The organism is Rickettsia hoogstraalii (assembly GCF_000825685.1).
Lineage (GTDB): Bacteria > Pseudomonadota > Alphaproteobacteria > Rickettsiales > Rickettsiaceae > Rickettsia > Rickettsia hoogstraalii.
In genome coordinates this window covers 930,990-950,471 of record NZ_CCXM01000001.1, presented here as the reverse complement: position 1 = coordinate 950,471, position 19,482 = coordinate 930,990, and the positions used below count along the sequence as shown (strand labels likewise).

The window sequence follows — 19,482 nt, the reverse complement described above, 5'->3', positions numbered from 1 at the left end:
TATGGCGGAACTAAACAAATTAACAGTAGCAGACAGTGTAAAAGGTCTAAAAAATAAAGATTTTACAAGTAAGGAATTAGTTAATGCACATATTAAACAAATAGAGAAACATAAAAACCTAAATGCTTATGTTACCAAAACTTTTGATTTAGCTTTAAAACAGGCTGAAGCAGCCGATCAAAATTATGCTCAAAATCAGCCGCGAACACTTGAGGGTATCCCGTTTGCCGCTAAAGATCTTTTCTGTACGAAAGGAATTAGAACTACGGCATGTTCTAATATACTGAAAAATTTTATACCTAATTATGAATCAAGCGTTACACAAAATATTTTTGATAAGGGCGGTGTGATGCTCGGCAAAACCAATATGGATGAATTTGCGATGGGTTCAGCAAATATCACTAGTTGTTTTGGAAATGTAATTAGCCCTTGGAAAGCAAATGATGATAATGCTGATTTAGTTCCGGGCGGTTCTTCAGGCGGTTCAGCTGCAGCAGTTAGCGGGTTTATGGCATCTGCTGCTCTTGGTAGCGATACTGGAGGCTCGGTACGTCAACCTGCAAGCTTTACGGGTTTAGTCGGGTTTAAACCGACATATGGTCGTTGCTCAAGATACGGAATGGTATCATTTGCTAGCTCACTTGATCAAGCAGGGATATTTACTAGAAGCGTTTTAGACAGTAGCATTATGCTTGAAGCGATGATGGGGTTTGATGAAAAAGATTCTACTTCGATTAAAGCAGAAGTTCCAGAACTACAATCCGCTATCGGAAGTTCTATGAAAAATATGAAGATAGGTGTACCTCTTAGCCTTGGTGAAGGCGGTATTATTGAACCTGATATTATGAAAATGTGGCAGGATACCATAGAGCTACTTAAAAACGCCGGTGCTGAAATAGTTGATATTACTCTGCCGCATGCTAAATACGGTGTTGCCGTTTATTACGTAATAGCACCGGCTGAAGCTTCTTCAAATTTATCTAGATATGACGGCGTTAGATACGGTCTTCGAGTAGAACGTGAAAATATGACGCTTGACGAAATGTATGAAATGACTAGATCAGCCGGATTTGGGGAGGAAGTAAAACGTCGTATTATGATTGGAACATATGTGCTTTCATCTAGTTGTATGGATGCATATTATCTAAAAGCTCAAAAAGTACGTCGTTTAGTTGCAAACGATTTTAATAATGCTTTTGCAAAAGTTGACGCCATTTTGTTACCCGCAGCACCGACCGAAGCTTTTAAGATCGGTGAAAAACAAAATGATCCGACTATTATGTATTTAAACGATTTATTTACTATTCCTGCAAGTTTAGCCGGTTTACCTTGTGCATCGGTTCCTGCCGGATTATCGGTACGAGGCTTACCTCTTGGGATGCAGATTATAGGTAAACAATTAGACGAATATAATGTTTTGAAAGTAGCATCGACAATTGAGTCAGGTGTAAAACATATTAAATTTGAGCCAAAGGGTTTTTAATTATGGCATATATTGAAGGTAATACGGGGAAATGGGAATATGTAATAGGGCTTGAAATCCATGCTCAAATTTCTTCAAAATCTAAGCTTTTTTCAGGAAGTAGTACTATTTTTGCAGCAAGTCCAAATTCGCAGGTTTCCTATGTTGATGCAGCAATGCCCGGAATGTTACCGGTATTAAATAAGCATTGTGTACACCAAGCAATTAAAACAGGGCTTGGGCTTAAAGCTAAAATAAATAAATATTCGGTATTTGATCGTAAAAATTATTTTTATGCCGATCTGCCCCAAGGTTACCAAATCTCGCAATTTTACTATCCTATAGTGCAAAACGGAACTATGGAAATACCGACTAGTACTGGCGATCTTAAAACTATTCGTATTAACCGTTTGCATTTAGAGCAGGATGCAGGTAAGTCTATGCATGATCAATCACCACATTACAGCTTTATCGATTTAAATCGTGCCGGTATTGGACTTATGGAAATTGTGACCGAACCTGATATATCATCACCTGATGAAGCTGCTGAATTTGTAAAAAAGCTGAGAAATTTGCTACGTTATATTGGCAGCTGCGACGGTGATATGGAAAAAGGCTCAATGCGTTGCGATGCTAATATTTCAGTAAGACGTAGCGGCGAACCACTAGGCACAAGATGCGAAATTAAAAATATTAATTCAATTCGTAATATTATTAAAGCAATAGAATTTGAAGCTAAAAGACAAGTAGATTTGCTTGAAAGCGGTGAAACAATAATTCAAGAAACACGCTTATTTAATGCCGATAGCGGCGAAACAAGAACTATGCGTTTAAAAGAAGAAGCACTTGATTATAGATATTTTCCTGATCCTGATTTATTACCGCTTGTTATTTCTGATGAGTTAATAAATGAACTAAAAGTAAACTTACCTGAGCTACCTGATCAAAAGATTGAAAAATATACGAAAGAATTTGGCTTAAGTAAATATGATGCCGAAGTAATAGTAGCCGATGAATCGGTTGCTGAGTATTTTGAGAAAGCAGCAAATGAATGTAACCCCAAAATGCTTACTAATTGGCTAACTAGTGAGTTGTTCGGACAATTAAACAAAGCATCGATAGGAATAAATGAATGTAAAATTACTCCTAGTAACTTTGCAAAACTGGTAAAATTAATAGAAAATGATACTATTTCTGGTAAAATTGCAAAAACCGTTTTTGAAATTATGTTTGAAACCGGTAAAGCACCTGATAAAATAGTAGAGGAAAAAGGACTTGTACAAGTTTCGGATAATAACGTGCTGAACACAGTAATTGACGAGGTAATAGCTGAAAATCCTGAATCAGTAGAGGGTTATAAAAGTGGTAAGGATAAATTATTCGGTTTCTTTGTAGGCCAGGTAATGAAAAAAACCGGCGGTAAGGCTAATCCGACCCTTGTGAATCAGCTTTTAAAGGATAAGCTGGATTCTTGATGTTTTAGTAGCTGTGCGTGGACGCCAAATCGTCATTGTGAGCAGCTATAGGCTGCGTGGCAATCTCGTTAAATATCCTGAGATTGCTTTGTCAAAACTTATAGTTTTTCCTCGCAATGACGATTTGATATCCATACAACAAGCTCAATGCCTTACGGAAATGACACAGAACACACTAAAACTTAAAACATTATTTTTATGAAATTTCTAAAAATATTTTTACTATCTTTCTTACTAGTTTCTTGTGAAAAAAAAGAAACGGAAAAAACTTTAATAGTCGGTACTGCCGCAGATAATCCTCCTTATGAATTCATCCAAGACGGAGAGATTGTTGGGATTGATATTGATATTATAAAAGCAATAAGTGAACGTCTAAATAAAAAAGTTATCATAAAAAACTTCGACTTTAACGGTTTACTTGCAGCTTTAGTTAGTGAAAATATTGATGTTGCGGTGGCGGAGCTTTCCGTAACACCGGAGCGTTCCGAATATATCAGCTTTTCCGATAATTACGCTACTGCAAGATTTGCCATAATATATAGAACAGGCGATAATATACAAAATAGCAAAGATCTAGAGAATAAAATAGTAGGGGTACAGCTCGGTAGTGTTTTAGAAAAAAAAGCACAAGATCTATCACAGACAATGAATATTAAAGTTCATTCTTTAGCAAATCATTTAATGTTAGTTGAAGAATTAAAAGCCAGAGTCATAGATGCTATTATTTCTGAGGAATTTCAAGGCAAAAAATTAAAAGAAAATAATTCAAATTTAGAAAGCAGTACTTTAGAAGAATTTTCATCAGATTTTGCTATAGGTATGTCTAAAAACTCAGGACTAATTAATGAAATTAATGAGGCAATCGATTCATTAAAAAAAGACGGAACCATTAACAAAATTATGAAAAAATGGCTGGGACAGTAACAGAAAGTCAATTTAAAGATACTATGAGTCGATTCCCCCAGGGAGTAACTATTATAACAACAAATTGTAATAACGAGCTTTTTGGCTTTACTGCTAGTTCTCTCACTTCTGTATCTTTAAAACCACCGTTAATATTATTTTGCCTCAATAAAAACTCTTTTAGTATAAACAGTTTTCAGAAAAGTGATAAATTCGCAGTTAGTATTTTAGCAGAGAATCAAATTGATATCTCAAAACATTTTGCTAAATCACAACCTAATAAATTTACAAAAATTGCTTATGAGCTTGGCAATAAAACCAATTGTCCTTTAATAAACGGTGCAACTTGTTATATAGAATGTAATAAATATGCTTCTTATGATGCCGGTGACCATGTTATATTTATTGGTGAAGTAATAAATACTGCTATTAAAAATGATTTAAAGCCTCTATTATATTTTCATAAATTGTATACTCGTTTAATTTGAAAAATTGGCTACACTGTTTTATGATTTTTGATCCTCACGTAGGATTAACTACGCTGCGGTCAAAAATCATAAAACTCCTTGCTCTTTTCCAAATTAAACTTCGTCTACTACTGTTCATTTATTAGAAATATATTATTACCAATATGATAAATATCGGTCTTAGCGGTTCTACCGGTAAAATGGGAAAAACCATTACAGAGAGAATAGATAAATTTAAAGATTGCAAAATTTCAGCAAAATTTAATAGTACTAATAATTTAGATGATTTAGATAATTTTTGTAAAAATTCTGATGTAATCATCGATTTTTCTACTCCTGAAATATTAGAAAAATTAATTAATTATGCATTAAAACATAATACAAAATTAGTAATCGGAACCACAGGACTTCAGCCTCAACATTTTAAGCTTTTAGAAAAAGCAGCTCAAACTTTACCTATTTTATATTCTGCAAATATGAGTATCGAGGCTAATTTGCTCAGCTATTTAGCAAGAAAGGCAACAAAAATACTAGATGATTACGATATTGAAATTCTAGAAACCCATCACCGTAATAAAAAAGATTCACCCTCAGGAACTGCTATTATGCTTGCTGAAACAATTGCAAGCGAAAAAGGATTAAATATAGCATTTAATCGTGGTAACAGACCAAGAAGCAAAAAAGAAATAGGTATTTCCTCGCTTCGTGGTGGAAATGTTCACGGTATACATGAAATATCTTTCCTAGGTGACGATGAAATAATCACTTTAAAACACGAAACTCTGAATAAAAATTCTTTTGTCATTGGTGCAATTAAAGCTGCTATTTGGCTACAAGATAAATCACCGACTTTATATTCAATGCAAGATATTTATAAAATATAATTAATATAGCTTGAAAAAATACCTTTAAGAGACTATATTTTATTATGTAAATAACATAATCCTAAGGTTACTTATGATCGATTATACAAAAACTTTAACTGCCACCTCAAAGAATAAAACTTTTGATGAAGGCTTAAGAAAATACATGCTTAAAGTATATAATTATATGGCTTTAGCACTTTTACTAACCGGTGTAGCAGCCGTAACGACTATATCAGTTGAACCTATTTATAATTTAATGTTTCAAACAGGTTTCGGCACTATTATAATGTTTGCTCCGCTCGGTATTGCTTTATATTTCTTTATGGGCTTCGGACGAATGAACCTGAAAACGGCACAAATATTATTTTGGGTTTATGCCGGTTTAACCGGTATGTCGCTTGCATATTTAGCTCTTATTTATACCGGTGCCTCGATAGCTCGTACTTTCTTTATTTGCTCTTCCGTTTTTGGAGCAATGAGTTTATACGGTTATAGTACAAGTAGAGATTTAACATCTATGGGTTCATTTTTTGCAATGGGTCTTATAGGTCTTATCATTGCTTCATTAGTCAACTTGTTTCTAAAAAGCTCGGCTCTTTCTTTTGCTACTTCTCTTATTGGAATAGTAGTATTTATGGGATTAATTGCTTGGGACACTCAAAAGATTAAGTCTATGTATTACATGGCAGGAAACGATGAAGTAGGACAAAAGCTTTCTATTATGGCAGCCTTTACTTTATATTTAGATTTTATAAATCTTTTCCTATATTTAATGAGATTTTTAGGCAATAGAAGAGATTAATTGGTATCCTTTCTGCAAAGTCATGATTTATTCATGGCTTTGTTTTTTTTCATTGTCATATCACGATCAAATCTATAGTACTGAATAGTTTTTAAAAAGACCTCGATGTCATATCCCCACAAAAGCGGGGCCTTGTTGTATGGATACCGACTCCTCATTGTTGAACGGTCGAAGCGAGTTGGCGTTGTTGCGTGGACCGAAAAATCCGTTCGGTGTCATACCGTGGCTTGACCACGGTATCCAAAAAACAATAAAAATACTAATAATTTTAGTATTTTTAACTGGATCCCGCGATCAAGTCGCGGGATGACAGAGGTAAAATTGATCCACGCAACAATGCCAAGCTAGTTCGACAATCCAGAAAAAATAATAATTAATTAATTTATATAATAAATTTTTGAAGCATTAGTTAATATAATCAGGTTATTTTATGTCTAAAGAGAAAACTCAACAGGAATTATTATTACAAGAGCAACTTTTTAAAGCCCTGAAAACAGAAGATACAGCATTGAATGCCAAAATATCTAGAGCCTGCGAAGCCATTGTCTCATCTGCTATTGACCTTTCTAATGACCAATCCCCTACTACTGCAAGTCTATATGTTAGTCAAATGGAATTAGCCGATTTGGATGGTCGGGGTTTGGCTAAAGCCACAACAATAATAAAAAATGCATTTCCAGGAGATAAACACAGGGAATTCAGAGAAATAATTGATGCACCTATTTTACAGCATTTAGTTATGGAAGAGGCAATTGAACGACAAGTTGGATTAGATGATAGCCGATATAACGCAGATTACAGAAAACTTGAAGAAATAAGAAATCCTAATGACCCTAAAAAAGCAATTGATGCTATGCTACGTGATAAGAGGGTGGCACAGCAAGCTGAGTTTGAGGAGAAAGGAAAAAAGGCAGCAGGAGTTTCTGCCGGTTATGTTGCTAAAGATGAGCTAGGAAATACTTTTATTTTAAAACATTTTTATAAAACTCATGCTGCCTGCCAAAAAATACAAGATAATAATGCACGAAAACAGGCTATTGCTGACCGAAGAGACGGGGTACAAGAATTAATAGGCTCTACCATGTATCAATTTTTATACATGATCGAGCACCAAAAGAAGGGCTGGTAAAAGCGGATGAAAAACACCCTGATTCACTTTATGTACGTTCTAAATTTTTTGATAATGCTGTAACACTAACAGAATTTTCCGGTTTATCAGGTCAAACTAGAGTCAGAGCTAATGATCAAAATTTAAAAAAGCTGGAAGGATTTGAAAAAGCCATAGCTGCTTGTCATATGCTGGGGGAAGTAGATTATCATGCTGGTAATTTAATGGTGCAGGATGGTAAAACAATAACCAAAATTGATCATGGTCGCTCTTTTTTAGCATTTCATAAGGATTTTGGCAGTATGGTCCAATCAACAAATGAAATGTTTGCACATCCTGGAGTCGGCTACAGTGCTGCTATTAAAGCAGGTAATTTCTCATTTAGTATCGATAAATATAGCGAATCGTTAAATCAAATGATAAGTCAATTTGATGAGAAACAGATGGAAGCAATAGTTGATCAAAAAATTGATGAATTAAAAAAATCTGGGTTTGATCCGAAAAATATTGCGTTATCCACTAATATTAAAAATTTTGATGATTTGAGGAAACACTATAAAGGCAGTATAAAAGAAAATCTTATTAATATGCAAGAAGTTAAAGGAGCTGAGATAATAACAAAATTCAGTAATGTTTTACCTGAATTTAACAATGGTGGTTGGTTAGAGGCTTTCGCTAACTCACCTGTAAAAGACCCGGTACTCTATGCAATAAATAATAACATTAAAATTGAAGGCATAGATGCTAAAGAGTGGGCGTATGAAAATAATTTACCAAATTAAAACTTCTATAGGCTTGAAAAAAGAAATAATCAAGGAACAACAATGGAGCAAAGATTTAGAAGGAAAATGGAAAGAAAAAGAAGTTGAGGTTAAGAAAGATAAAGTAGAAGTAGAAATTTCTGATCCTGTAAAATCAATGCGTACACAAGATAAATCTACAGGCGAAAAGTTGGAGTCACTAATCGTTGATTTTACAAAGCAGGCAACAACTAAAAACGTAACCGATAAAGAAGTAACAAAATTCTACGACAATATAATGAAAGAGCTAAAAAAGAAAATTATCTTACTGAGCAGGATATTGAGGGTATAAAAGAAAGATTTAAAATATAAGGATAATATCGAAAATACGACCAACTTATTAAATGCTAAATCTTTCAACTTAAATTCCAAAGATACTATATATTACAAGGTAGGAAATTTTTGTGAAAAGATAGGTTTATCTAACGTTTCAAACTATTTTATGAAAAAAATCTCTCCTGAAAATTTAAATAAAATTCATGATACACAGAAGCTGATAGCAGAAAGTATAAAAATTGGCAACATATTAAAACAAAAAGGAAATCAAGGCATTCAGCCAAAAAGAGTAGAAGCGGTAAAAGAAATTGCATTCTCTAAATTACAAGCTAAAAGGGAAAATCAGAAACAAAGATAGGCATTGTTGAGGATATGCCTTAAACGTTATTGCGAGCAGTCACGGTATTGTTGCGTGGTTCTGTTTCATCGTCATTGCGAGGAGGGATTTCGATGCCACACAATACTACGTGGGAATGACACCGAGCGTATTTTTTGAGCCATACAACAACTATAAATTCTTATTCTTTCTCTGCATTTTTTCTAGCTGACGGTGATAGCATAATGCTTAGTTCTTTTAGAGCTTTATCTTCTACATAGCTTGGAGCGTTCATTAGTAAATCTTCAGCTTGCTGATTTAAAGGAAATGCAATTATTTCTCTTATATTAGTAGCTTCTGCGAGTAGCATAACGATTCTGTCAATACCGGGAGCTATTCCGCCATGTGGTGGAGCACCAAACTTAAACGCTCTAATCATACCACCAAATCTCTTATCAACTTCCTCCTCACTATAACCTGCTATGGAAAATGCTTTATACATAATTTCCGGCTTATGGTTTCTAATAGCACCGCTGGAAAGCTCAATACCGTTACAAACAATATCATACTGGTATGCATTAAGCTCAAGTAGTTCTTCAGTTGTTTTAGCATTTTCTAAGGCTTCCAAACCACCTTGTGGCATAGAAAATGGATTATGGCTAAAATCAATTTTTCCTGTTTCTTCATTTAATTCATAAAATGGAAAATCAGTAATCCAACAGAATTTAAAGCAATCTTTTTCAAGTAAATCAAGCTCTTCACCAAGTCTTATTCTAACCTTACCTGCAAGCTTTGCAGCTTTTTCTTTTTTATCGCTAGCAAAAAATACGGCATCACCGTTACTAATACTAGCTGTAGCTTTTAGACTCTCTAATTGCTGCGGGCTTAAGAATTTTGCTACTGGTCCTTTTGCTTCACCGGTTTCACTAAACTGAATATAGCCAAGTCCACCTGCTCCTTCTGATATCGCAAACTCTATCATTTTATCAAAGAAACTACGAGGCAGTGTAGCTGCCTTAGGGGCAGGAATTGCACGAACTATGCTCCCTTTTTTAATATTTTCCCTGAAAATCGTAAAATCGGAATCTCTAAATATCTCAGTTACATCGGCAATTATAATAGGGTTACGTAAGTCAGGTTTATCAGAGCCGTATTTTAACATAGATTCATTATATGGAATACGGACAAATGGAGTATCGGATACTTGCTTATCTGTAAATTTAGTAAATAAATCATACATGACAGGCTCAATAGTACTAAACACGTCTTCTTGCGTAACAAAAGACATTTCTACGTCTAGCTGATAAAATTCACCAGGTGATCTATCCGCTCTTGCATCTTCATCCCGAAAACAAGGAGCAATTTGAAAATAACGATCAAATCCTGAAACCATTAAAAGCTGCTTGAATTGCTGAGGTGCTTGCGGTAATGCGTAGAACTTACCCGGATGCATTCTACTCGGTACTAAAAAATCCCTAGCACCTTCAGGTGAGCTTGCCGTTAGGATCGGCGTTTGAAATTCGGTAAAACTTCTTGCCGTCATTAAATGACGAATATGAGAAATAATTTGTGAGCGAAGTATAATATTATTATGTAATTTCTCACGTCTAAGATCTAAAAAGCGATGTTTAAGCCTTGAATCTTCCGGAGCGTCTTTTTCGGTATTAATAACAAAAGGTAGAGTGTCTGCAGCTGACTCAACAATAAATTCTACAGCTAGCACTTCAACATGACCTGTCGGAAGCGTATTATTAATTGTGTCCTCTGACCTTGCTACAACTGTACCCCTTACCGTAATTACCGACTCATAACGCAAACGACTTGCATCTTCCATAAGCTGTGGATTTTGATCGGTAAATACGATTTGAGTTATACCGTAATGATCACGTAAATCTATGAAAACCAGATTACCGTGATCTCTTCTTCTATGTACCCAGCCGGATAATTTAACTTCTTTCCCAACATCGGATATTTGTAATTCGTTACAATTATGAGTTCTGTATTTATGCATTTTTATTTCTTTATTATACGATTTCCCCTATATTATATACATAAAATCGCAAATTTTCGCAAATAAAAACTAAAGTTTTATCTTGATATTGCAGCAGCTTTTGGCTTTGATGGGAGTTGCTGATAATTTTGTTGTTGAGGTTTTACTTGATTTAACTCACCTTTAATCCATTCATATATTGCTTTCTTAGGGTTTTTAATTATCTCCGCAACATTTTCTACTAGATTTATTATTCCTTTAACTAACGATAATACATCTTTTGCTATTTCACCTATAGAATTATTACCTGCTTGTAGTTTTTCTTGGTCTTTATTGGACAAATTACTACGTATGTTATTCATTCTTGATTTAAGCTCATCTTGTTCTAGCTCTTCTTTTGTAAAATGTGACTTAAGTTTTCTATCAACAATTTTTTGTTCTTCCGGAGTTAAATTTTTGTATTGATCAACAAGCTTATTAACTTTTTCTTGTTCTTCCGGTAGTTTTGAAATATTTTCAGCAATATTTGGCATTTGTTTCTCTTATAAAGTTAAAACATATTAATTTTGCCCATTATATATATTTTTTAACTTTATACAAGAAAAACTTTAATAGAAATTAACCTTTAAACGCAGCCTTAATACCTAGAAAGTCTAAAAAATTTCGTAATTCTTGACGTGCAAGTACGTGTGAGCTATTAAATGCTCTATCATATTTTGCAGTTTTTAGATCAAGTAATGTTAGACCTTGTAAAAATAACTCCCTATATATTACACGTTCACTAAATCCTTCTGCGAGTTTAAAGTTAATTCTTTTAGCAAGTTTAGCTATTACATTCCCTACGCGTCTTTTATTTAATGCATCAAGATTACTTAAACGATTACGAAGTATTACCCAATCTATACTAATTTTATCACGACTAGCACGCTCCATTTTCTGCTCCCAAATCATTTGACTATATATTGATGGGCTAATAATTTCATCCTTGCTATCAATTTTTGCTATTACGTCTAAATCTAAAAAGCTATCATTAATAGGTGTAATAATTGTATCGGCGTAAGAATGAGCAACTCTTGATAAAGGAGTATGACTACCTGGGGTATCAATCACTATATAATCAGCATCCTGATTATTTTTGAGTACCTGCTCAAAATTCTTGGCTTGCTCTTCTATCTCTCCTTCAGATATATGAAAATGTTTTGGTACTAATACGGCTTTATCAGGATTTTGTTGATTATATAAATCTCGATTTTTTAAATAGCTTGTTAAAGAACCTTGCCTTGAATCGGTATCAATACTTACTACCGAGCAATTTTGATAAAGCAGAGCTATTATCAGATGCATGCAGCAGGTAGTTTTACCTGCCCCGCCTTTTTCATTACCTATAACAAATATATAAGGTTTATTTATTGTGTTCATAATTATATTCAGAATAAACAAAATCTGCTTGGTGTCATCCCGTGGTCAAGCCACGGGATGACAACAAAAAAAAAACGAGCCATGCAACAACGCCACTAAAAGCAAGAATAACGTTAAATATATTCTTTGATAAATTTTTCGAGTAATCTAACACCATACCCCACTGCCCCTTTCGGACCGAGTGCTGAAGCTTTATTACTATTTGCAACGCCTGCTATATCTAAATGAGCCCAATCTACTCCATCTTTAATGAAACGTTTAATGAAATGTGCAGCCGTGCAGCTTCCGGCAGCTCCCGGTACGTTCCCTATATTTGCCATATCGGCTATGTCGGAGTTAATCATTACATCGTACTCATCATGAAGCGGCATTCTCCAAAGTTTTTCATTAACTTCTTCCCCTACTTTTATTAACTTATCAGCTAACTCATCATTATTGGAAAAACAACCGGCATATGTACTACCGAGTGTTACAGTTATTGCTCCTGTTAGAGTTGCAACGTCAATCACGCATTTAGGCTTAAATTTTTCTTGTGCATACCAAACGGCATCGGCAAGTACTAAACGCCCTTCTGCATCGGTATTTAAAACTTCGGCAGTTTGCCCTGACATAGTAGTTACCACATCCCCTGGACGCTGAGCATTACCGGACGGCATATTTTCTACAAGCCCTACAACACCGACTATATTTACAGGTAATTTTTGACCGGCAACCGCAATCATAGCACCCACGACCGCTGCAGAACCTCCCATATCGTATCTCATTAAATGCATATTACTTGACGGCTTTAAGGAAATACCGCCTGTATCAAAAATCACTCCTTTACCAACCAAAGCAATAGTCGGAACATCTTTACTGCCGCCTTTATATTCCATCACTACTAATTTTGACTCGTTTTGTGAACCTTGACCGACTCCAAGTAACGCTCCCATACCAAGATTTTTCATCTCACGTTCACCGATAACGTCAACATCTACTCCGAACGGTTCAAGTATATCAACTATTCTTTCAGCATAAACTTGCGGAGTTTTAATATTTGACGGTTCATTACATATATCCCTTGTAAAAAATACTGCCTCAGCAATTAATTTTTTGACTTCAAATAATTTTGCTGCTTCAGTACTATTATCGGTAAAAATCTCAATTGACTCTACTGCAAACTTCTCTGCTTCTTTTAAGGTAGTTCTATATTTATTAAATCTGTAAGAAGCAAGGAATGCACCGCTAGCAACTAAAGATACAAATGTTTGAGATGTAAACCTGCTAATTCTATTTGTAAGTTTTAAGCCGATAGTAGAAATTTTAGCACAAATTGCATGTTGTAAGATTTTACCGCCTAATTCTTCAATTTTTGCTTCAGTTAATTTTTCTTCATTCCCAAGACCTGCTATTATCAAATATCTAACCTCGCCTGATTTAATGACAGACGGAATAACTTTAATCTGTCCATATTTACCGGTAAACTGCAGTTTATTCTGAATAGTTTTAGAAATTAATCCGTGATGTTGTTGATCAAGTCCTATTAAATTACTATCAAGTTTTAACTGTTCATCAATAAAAACTACTAGACCCTGATTAGTAGATGATTCTTCATTCACAAAGTTTATGTTAAGCATAATTTTATTCCTTATATTACTTTTGACTTTGGATAATTCTATTTATCTTGATAAAACTTTGCAAGTATTATAATTGATTTAAAACAAAATCTCATTAAATAGCATTTGACAAATGTTAATGTTTTTTATATTTTACTGACGAATTAGTTAAATTTAAGTAATAATATGCTCCAGTACATGACATCACTTCTCATTTAATTAAGCAGAAGTATACAATGATTAAAACATCATGTGAGCTAAACCAAGGTATGGATGAGATTTATAGCCTCACGCCTCATCCAATACGATATACTTGCCTTAACTACTTAAAGTTATTATCTCTACCTATATCGCTAGCATTTTATGTAACAAAGCTTTGTTTTACGGCTAATCCTGTATGGACATGGATAGGGGTTAATATTTTGTATAAGAAGATGGATCAAGCAATAGCCAAAAAAATATTACACGGCTTACCTGACGAAATAGAAGCAGATCAAAATATACCTAAAATTGTCGAGTATGTATTTAAAAAATATGAAGAAAACCCTACATTAGCACCTCTTGTTGAACCTGCATTTATACAAAAATTTTTAGCAAAGACCGGTAAATATATTCCTGCTTTTTCTAAAATAGTAAAGTTTTGGAATGAAGGAGGAATTAATTATTCTGATGAAATACAAACAAAACGAGAATTAATTGACGTTATTTATAAACAAATTGTTTCTAAAGCTTATGAAGTAGGTAAAAAAGGAGAAAAGCTTGAAATAACGGATGTAAAAGTACTTTTCCCAGAGATAAATTTTGAAGAAAAAATCAATGCTGAATCAGGAAATCTTGAAATAGAGAAAGTAGAAGTAATCAATGAAGAGCCTTTAATTTCTGAATTACCTGTTAGACATCTTTCTAAACCAGTTTATAGAGAGGAATTTAAAGGAGACACGGAACGCAGCACCGCAGCGTATATAGACATATGTGAGGATGCAAGTCTAGGCTCAACGTCTAAATTACCTCTAGAAGCGAAGTTTGGGAAGATGTCCATTGATCAAAAACACGAGGAAGCTACGATTACTACTAATGCAAATAATGGTATTAACCCATACTGAAAACTTATGTTGAACATTGTTTAGCAAGATTACAATTATACGGTAATTATAATTATGATAACAATGATACGTATATCTTTGAACAACCAGTATCTTATTTAGGTCAAACCTACGAGCATTTAACAGCACCGATTGCTTGTTATTAAAGAATCATTCCTACGAAATAAGAAAAAGCCTACAAAAACTAAGTTTTTTATAGGCTTTTTTTGTCAATAATGCGTAGTAAGGTTATTTTTCTGGATTCCTGCTTTCGTAGGAAGGTCTTGTTGCGTAGATACCGATGTCATTCCTGCGAAAGCAGGAATCCAGCATAAAGCGAGATAAATCGAGCTTTTAATTTCAAAAATTTGCTGTATTTATACTTTGGATTCCCGCCTACGCGGGAATGACACAGAATAAAAATTGTCCGGTACTATAGTTATCCCCGCTTGGCATTACCCGCGTGGATACTAAAGGTCGTCATTGCGAGGAGCGAAGCGACGTGGCAATCTAGAAAATAATTAAAAAAATTCTGTAAATCAGAATTTTTAACTGGATCCCGTGGTCAAGCCACGGGATGACAGAGGTGAAATTGAGCCATGCAACAACGCTTAGGTCGTTCGCAATGACGACTTTCAGTATCCACGCAACAACCGCCTTACAAGAATCAAGTATATTTATACATTTTCTTCATCAAGTTTTACGGCTGCTTTACGCATTTTATCCATAAAGTAACCGGTTCCGGCAGGTACTAATCGTCCAACTATCACGTTTTCTTTTAATCCTCGTAACTTATCTATTTTACCGGCAATAGCTGCTTCTGTTAAAACTCTAGTAGTCTCTTGGAATGATGCCGCAGAGATAAACGATCTAGTTTGCAGAGAAGCTTTAGTAATACCTTGTAATATTAATTGTGCTTCAGCAGGTTTTAAACCGTTTTTAATAGCTTTTTCATTTATCTCCTCGAATTCATGTCTATCTATTTTTTCACCTGCTAATAAGGTAGTTCCACCTGAATCCGTGATTTCTACTTTTTGTAACATCTGACGAATAATAACTTCTATGTGCTTATCATCAATCTTTACACCTTGTAGACGATAAACGGCTTGAACCTCTTTAACAATATAATTTGCAAGAACCTCTACACCCATTACTTTTAAAATATCTTGAAGTACTGGATTACCGTCAATCAATAAATCGCCTTTTTTAACAAAGTCACCTTCATTAACTACAACATGCTTGCCTTTAGGTACCATATACTCAATAGACATTGTTTCATCAATCGGATGTATAATAATACGTCTCTTAGATTTATAGTCTTTACCGAATTCTACTCTACCGTCAACCTCGGCAATAACTGCGTGATCTTTAGGACGTCTTGCTTCTACAAGCTCGGCAACTCTCGGTAAACCACCGGTAATATCTTTAGTAGTGGTTGATTCTTTCGGTATACGTGCAATAATATCACCTACAGATATTTGTACTCCGTCTTCTACGCTTAAAACTGCTCCAACCGGCAAGTAATATCTAGCTTCTAAACCGTTTGATAAGGTTATAACTTCACCTTTAGCATCTAAAAGCTGTATACGCGGACGTAATTCTGCACCACGTGAATATTGCTTTGATTCAATAATAACTTTACTCGGTATTCCGGTAGCTTCGTCAGTTACGTCACGAATAGAAATACCCTCAACCATATCTTTGAATAAAACTTTACCTGATTTCTCCGTGATAATCGGTATAGTATAAGGATCCCACTCCGCTAGTTTTTGAGTTTTAATAACCATATCACCGTCATCAACAAGTAATCTAGCACCGTATGGAATTTTATGACGGGCCTTTTCATTACCGTTATTATCAAGTAATAATAATTCACAATTTCGGCTCATAACAATTTTGCGTTCTTCGGAATTAATAACAACGTTACGGCTTATAATTTTCACTTTTGCGTCATAGGAAGTTTCTACGGAAGAAACCTCAGCACCTTTTGTTGCCGCTCCTCCGATATGGAAAGTTCTCATTGTAAGCTGCGTACCAGGTTCACCGATAGATTGAGCAGCAATAACCCCGATTGCTTCACCCTCCGACACCAACGTACCGGTAGCAAGATCCCTACCGTAACATATGCTACATATACCGGTAGTACTTTCACAGGTTAATACGGATTTTATCATAATTCTGTCGAGTCCAGCCGACTCAATCTGCTCTAGCTTTGCTTCATTAATAAGCTCGCCTTTATTGAGAATTAGATCATTAGTTACCGGATGAAATATATCAATAGCAGCAGTACGACCTAAAATCTTTTCAGCTAAAGGTACTATGACTTCTCCGCCTTCAATAACACTCTTAACTTCAATCCCTTTATCAGTTCCACAATCTTTTTCGGTAATAATACAATCTTGTGCAACATCTACTAATTTTCTTGTTAAGTAACCTGAGCTTGCTGTTTTTAAAGCCGTATCTATTTGCCCTTTACGCATTCCGTTAGCAGAATTAAAACACTCAAATTCAGTTAATCCTTCCTTAAAGTTAGAGATAATAGGAGTTTGTATAATTTGACCGTTTGATTTGGTCATTAAACCTCGCATACCGCCTAGCTGCTTAATTTGCTGGAAAGAACCTCTTGCTCCGGAGATAGCCATCATATATATAGCATTTATTTTTTGATGATTCGGATCATCACTAACCGGCGGCGTAGCAATCTCTTTCATCATGTCGTTTGCTACTCTATCGGTACATCTTGACCAAGCATCAACTACTTTATTGTATTTCTCTCCATAAGTAATTAAACCGTTTGAATATTGTTGTTCAAATTCTTTTATTTCAAGCTGAGTTTCATTGATATGAGTACTCTTAGATTCCGGTACTACCATATCGTCCATTCCAAAAGAAATACCTGAAGAACAAGCATATTTAAAACCTAGTTTCATTAGCTGATCGGCAAAAATTACTGTAGCTTTTTGACCGCAGTGACGATAAACTAAATCTATAACTAATGATATGTCTTTTTTAGTTAGTTGTTTATTAATAAACTTGAATTCTACATTAGGATTAGAAGGCAATAATTCACCGACCATTAACCTACCGTAAGTAGTATCAATGATAACAGGGACCATTTTACCTTCGGCATTTAGCTGATTTCTACGATATTTTATCTTTGTATGAATAGTTATAAATTTATTATATAAAGCATGTTCCATCTCAGCTAAATCTGAGAACATCATCCCTTCGCCTACTTCATTATCAAATGCAAGGGTTAGATAATATAAACCAAGTACTATATCTTTATCCGGTACAATAATAGGACGTCCGTTTGCAGGGCTTAAGATATTATTTGTAGACATCATAAATACCCTAGCTTCAAGCTGTGCTTCAATCGATAACGGAATATGTACCGCCATCTGATCACCGTCAAAGTCTGCATTAAACGCAGCACAAACAAGCGGATGAAGCTGAATCGCTTTACCTTCGATTAATAGCGGTTCAAATGCTTGAATACCTAATCTATGCAATGTCGGAGCTCTATTAAGTAAAACCGGATGCTCTCTTATGACTTCTTCAAGCACATCCCAAACTTCAGGCTTTTCAGCTTCCACCATTCTTTTTGCGGCTTTAATAGTCGTAGCAATACCGTACAACTCAAGCTTAGAATAAATAAACGGCTTAAATAGCTCCAATGCCATTTTTTTAGGTAAACCGCACTGATGAAGCTTAAGCTCAGGCCCGACCACGATAACCGAACGTCCTGAATAGTCAACCCTTTTACCAAGTAGGTTCTGACGGAAACGACCCTGCTTACCTTTAAGCATATCACTTAATGACTTAAATGGACGCTTATTAGCATTTTTCGCTGTTCTACCTCGACGACCGTTATCAAATAACGCATCCACCGCTTCTTGTAACATTCTTTTTTCGTTCCTGACTATTATATCAGGAGCTTTTGACTCTATTAATTTCTTTAAACGATTATTTCTATTAATTACTCTTCTATAAAGTTCATTTAAGTCTGAAGTAGCAAATCTTCCGCCGTCAAGCATAACAAGCGGTCTAATTTCAGGAGGAATAACCGGCAAAACATCCATAATCATCCATTCCGGCTTGTTTTCCGACTCTAAAAAATCCTCTACTAATTTTAAACGCTTTACTAATTTTTTCTTTTTGACTTCTGAAGAAGTAGTTTGTAATTCTTCGTATAATTCTTGCTTTAACTTTGAAAAATCAAGCTCTTTAAGCATTTGTTGTATTACTTCTGCACCTATAGAGGCAGTAAATGCATCTTCACCGTACTTATCTTTTGCTTTCTGTAATTCTTCCTCTGTTAAGAGTTCGCCTTTTTGTAAAATCGATAACCCTGGGTCAACTACTACATAATTTTCAAAATAAAGAATCTTTTCTACATCTCGCATTGTCATATCAAGAAGCGTACTAACTCTTGAAGGTAGTGACTTTAAAAACCAAATATGAGCAACGGGAGCTGCAAGTTCAATATGCCCCATTCTTTCACGTCTTACTCTAGAAACCGTAACTTCAACGCCGCATTTCTCACATGTAATACCACGATTTTTCATCCGCTTATATTTACCGCAGAGACATTCGTAATCTTTTACCGGACCAAAAATTCTTGCACAAAATAAACCATCTCTCTCAGGTTTAAAGGTTCGATAGTTAATTGTTTCAGGTTTTGTTACTTCACCGAAAGACCACGAACGTACTTGATCAGGACTTGCTATATTAATCCTTATTTGATCAAATTGTTGAGTATTACTTAATTGTCCGTAAAAATTTACTACGCTCATAAATACTTTTCCTTAAAAATTACTTGTATACTTCTTTATTTAAAGTTCTCATTGTATGGTTTTCGTCATTGCGAGGAAATTGCAGAGCAATTGTACGCCCGCAATCTCGTGCCAAAATCCTGAGA

Annotated in this window: 11 protein-coding genes and 3 pseudogenes; 9 read left to right on the top strand and 5 right to left on the bottom strand. The window is 34.8% G+C overall.

Annotated elements, in window-relative coordinates; genetic code table 11:
- Position 1: 1 nt before the first annotated feature.
- The 8 genes and pseudogenes from gatA (at position 2) to risK1 (ending at position 8,517) form a co-directional block, all read left to right on the top strand.
- A complete protein-coding gene (gene gatA / locus BN1174_RS04950; RefSeq protein WP_040256999.1) occupies positions 2-1,483 on the top strand; it encodes an Asp-tRNA(Asn)/Glu-tRNA(Gln) amidotransferase subunit GatA in 1,482 nt (493 codons plus the stop codon).
- Between the two features lie 2 nt (positions 1,484-1,485).
- A complete protein-coding gene (gene gatB, locus BN1174_RS04945) occupies positions 1,486-2,937 on the top strand; it encodes an Asp-tRNA(Asn)/Glu-tRNA(Gln) amidotransferase subunit GatB (RefSeq protein ID WP_040256998.1) in 1,452 nt (483 codons plus the stop codon).
- A 198-nt stretch (positions 2,938-3,135) separates the two neighbouring features.
- Positions 3,136-3,861: an ABC transporter substrate-binding protein gene (locus tag BN1174_RS04940; protein WP_011271441.1), complete on the top strand. Its 726-nt coding sequence runs from the start codon at positions 3,136-3,138 to the stop codon at positions 3,859-3,861.
- Positions 3,846-4,328 carry a flavin reductase family protein gene (locus BN1174_RS04935; protein WP_040256996.1) on the top strand — a complete coding sequence of 161 codons (483 nt, stop codon included), beginning with the start codon at positions 3,846-3,848 and terminating at the stop codon, positions 4,326-4,328. The genes BN1174_RS04940 and BN1174_RS04935 overlap by 16 nt, the downstream gene beginning before the upstream one ends.
- Before the next feature lie 143 nt (positions 4,329-4,471).
- Positions 4,472-5,191 (top strand): 4-hydroxy-tetrahydrodipicolinate reductase, encoded by a 720-nt coding sequence (dapB, locus tag BN1174_RS04930; RefSeq protein WP_040256994.1) that lies wholly within the window; start codon positions 4,472-4,474, stop codon positions 5,189-5,191.
- A gap of 73 nt (positions 5,192-5,264) precedes the next feature.
- Positions 5,265-5,975, top strand: a complete 711-nt coding sequence (locus BN1174_RS04925; protein WP_040256992.1) for a Bax inhibitor-1/YccA family protein — start codon at positions 5,265-5,267, stop codon at positions 5,973-5,975.
- A gap of 139 nt (positions 5,976-6,114) precedes the next feature.
- Positions 6,115-6,317 (top strand): annotated as a pseudogene (locus BN1174_RS13290) (hypothetical protein); the annotation flags it as partial.
- 88 nt (positions 6,318-6,405) lie between these two features.
- Positions 6,406-8,517 (top strand): annotated as a pseudogene (risK1, locus tag BN1174_RS04920) (T4SS effector phosphatidylinositol 3-Kinase RisK1).
- A 160-nt stretch (positions 8,518-8,677) separates the two neighbouring features.
- On the opposite strand, the gene aspS reads toward risK1, so the two are convergent.
- The 4 genes from aspS to BN1174_RS04895 all read right to left on the bottom strand — a co-directional run bounded on the left by aspS (position 8,678) and on the right by BN1174_RS04895 (position 13,500).
- Positions 8,678-10,486, bottom strand: coding sequence for an aspartate--tRNA ligase (gene aspS, locus BN1174_RS04910; RefSeq protein ID WP_040256989.1), 1,809 nt, complete (start codon positions 10,484-10,486; stop codon positions 8,678-8,680).
- A gap of 77 nt (positions 10,487-10,563) precedes the next feature.
- Positions 10,564-10,998, bottom strand: a complete 435-nt coding sequence (locus BN1174_RS04905; RefSeq protein ID WP_040256986.1) for a hypothetical protein — start codon at positions 10,996-10,998, stop codon at positions 10,564-10,566.
- 85 nt (positions 10,999-11,083) lie between these two features.
- On the bottom strand, positions 11,084-11,884 hold the full coding sequence (locus BN1174_RS04900; protein ID WP_040256982.1) for a division plane positioning ATPase MipZ: 801 nt from the start codon (positions 11,882-11,884) through the stop codon (positions 11,084-11,086).
- 113 nt (positions 11,885-11,997) lie between these two features.
- Positions 11,998-13,500, bottom strand: a complete 1,503-nt coding sequence (locus BN1174_RS04895) for a leucyl aminopeptidase (protein ID WP_040256981.1) — start codon at positions 13,498-13,500, stop codon at positions 11,998-12,000.
- Between the two features lie 215 nt (positions 13,501-13,715).
- Between BN1174_RS04895 and BN1174_RS04890 the strand changes: the two are divergent.
- Positions 13,716-14,728, top strand: a pseudogene (locus BN1174_RS04890) (palindromic element RPE1 domain-containing protein).
- Between the two features lie 510 nt (positions 14,729-15,238).
- Here the strand turns inward: BN1174_RS04890 and rpoC are convergent.
- Entirely contained in the window at positions 15,239-19,357 is a 4,119-nt protein-coding gene (rpoC, locus tag BN1174_RS04885) for a DNA-directed RNA polymerase subunit beta' (RefSeq protein WP_040256980.1), read from the bottom strand.
- Between the last annotated feature and the right edge of the window lie 125 nt (positions 19,358-19,482).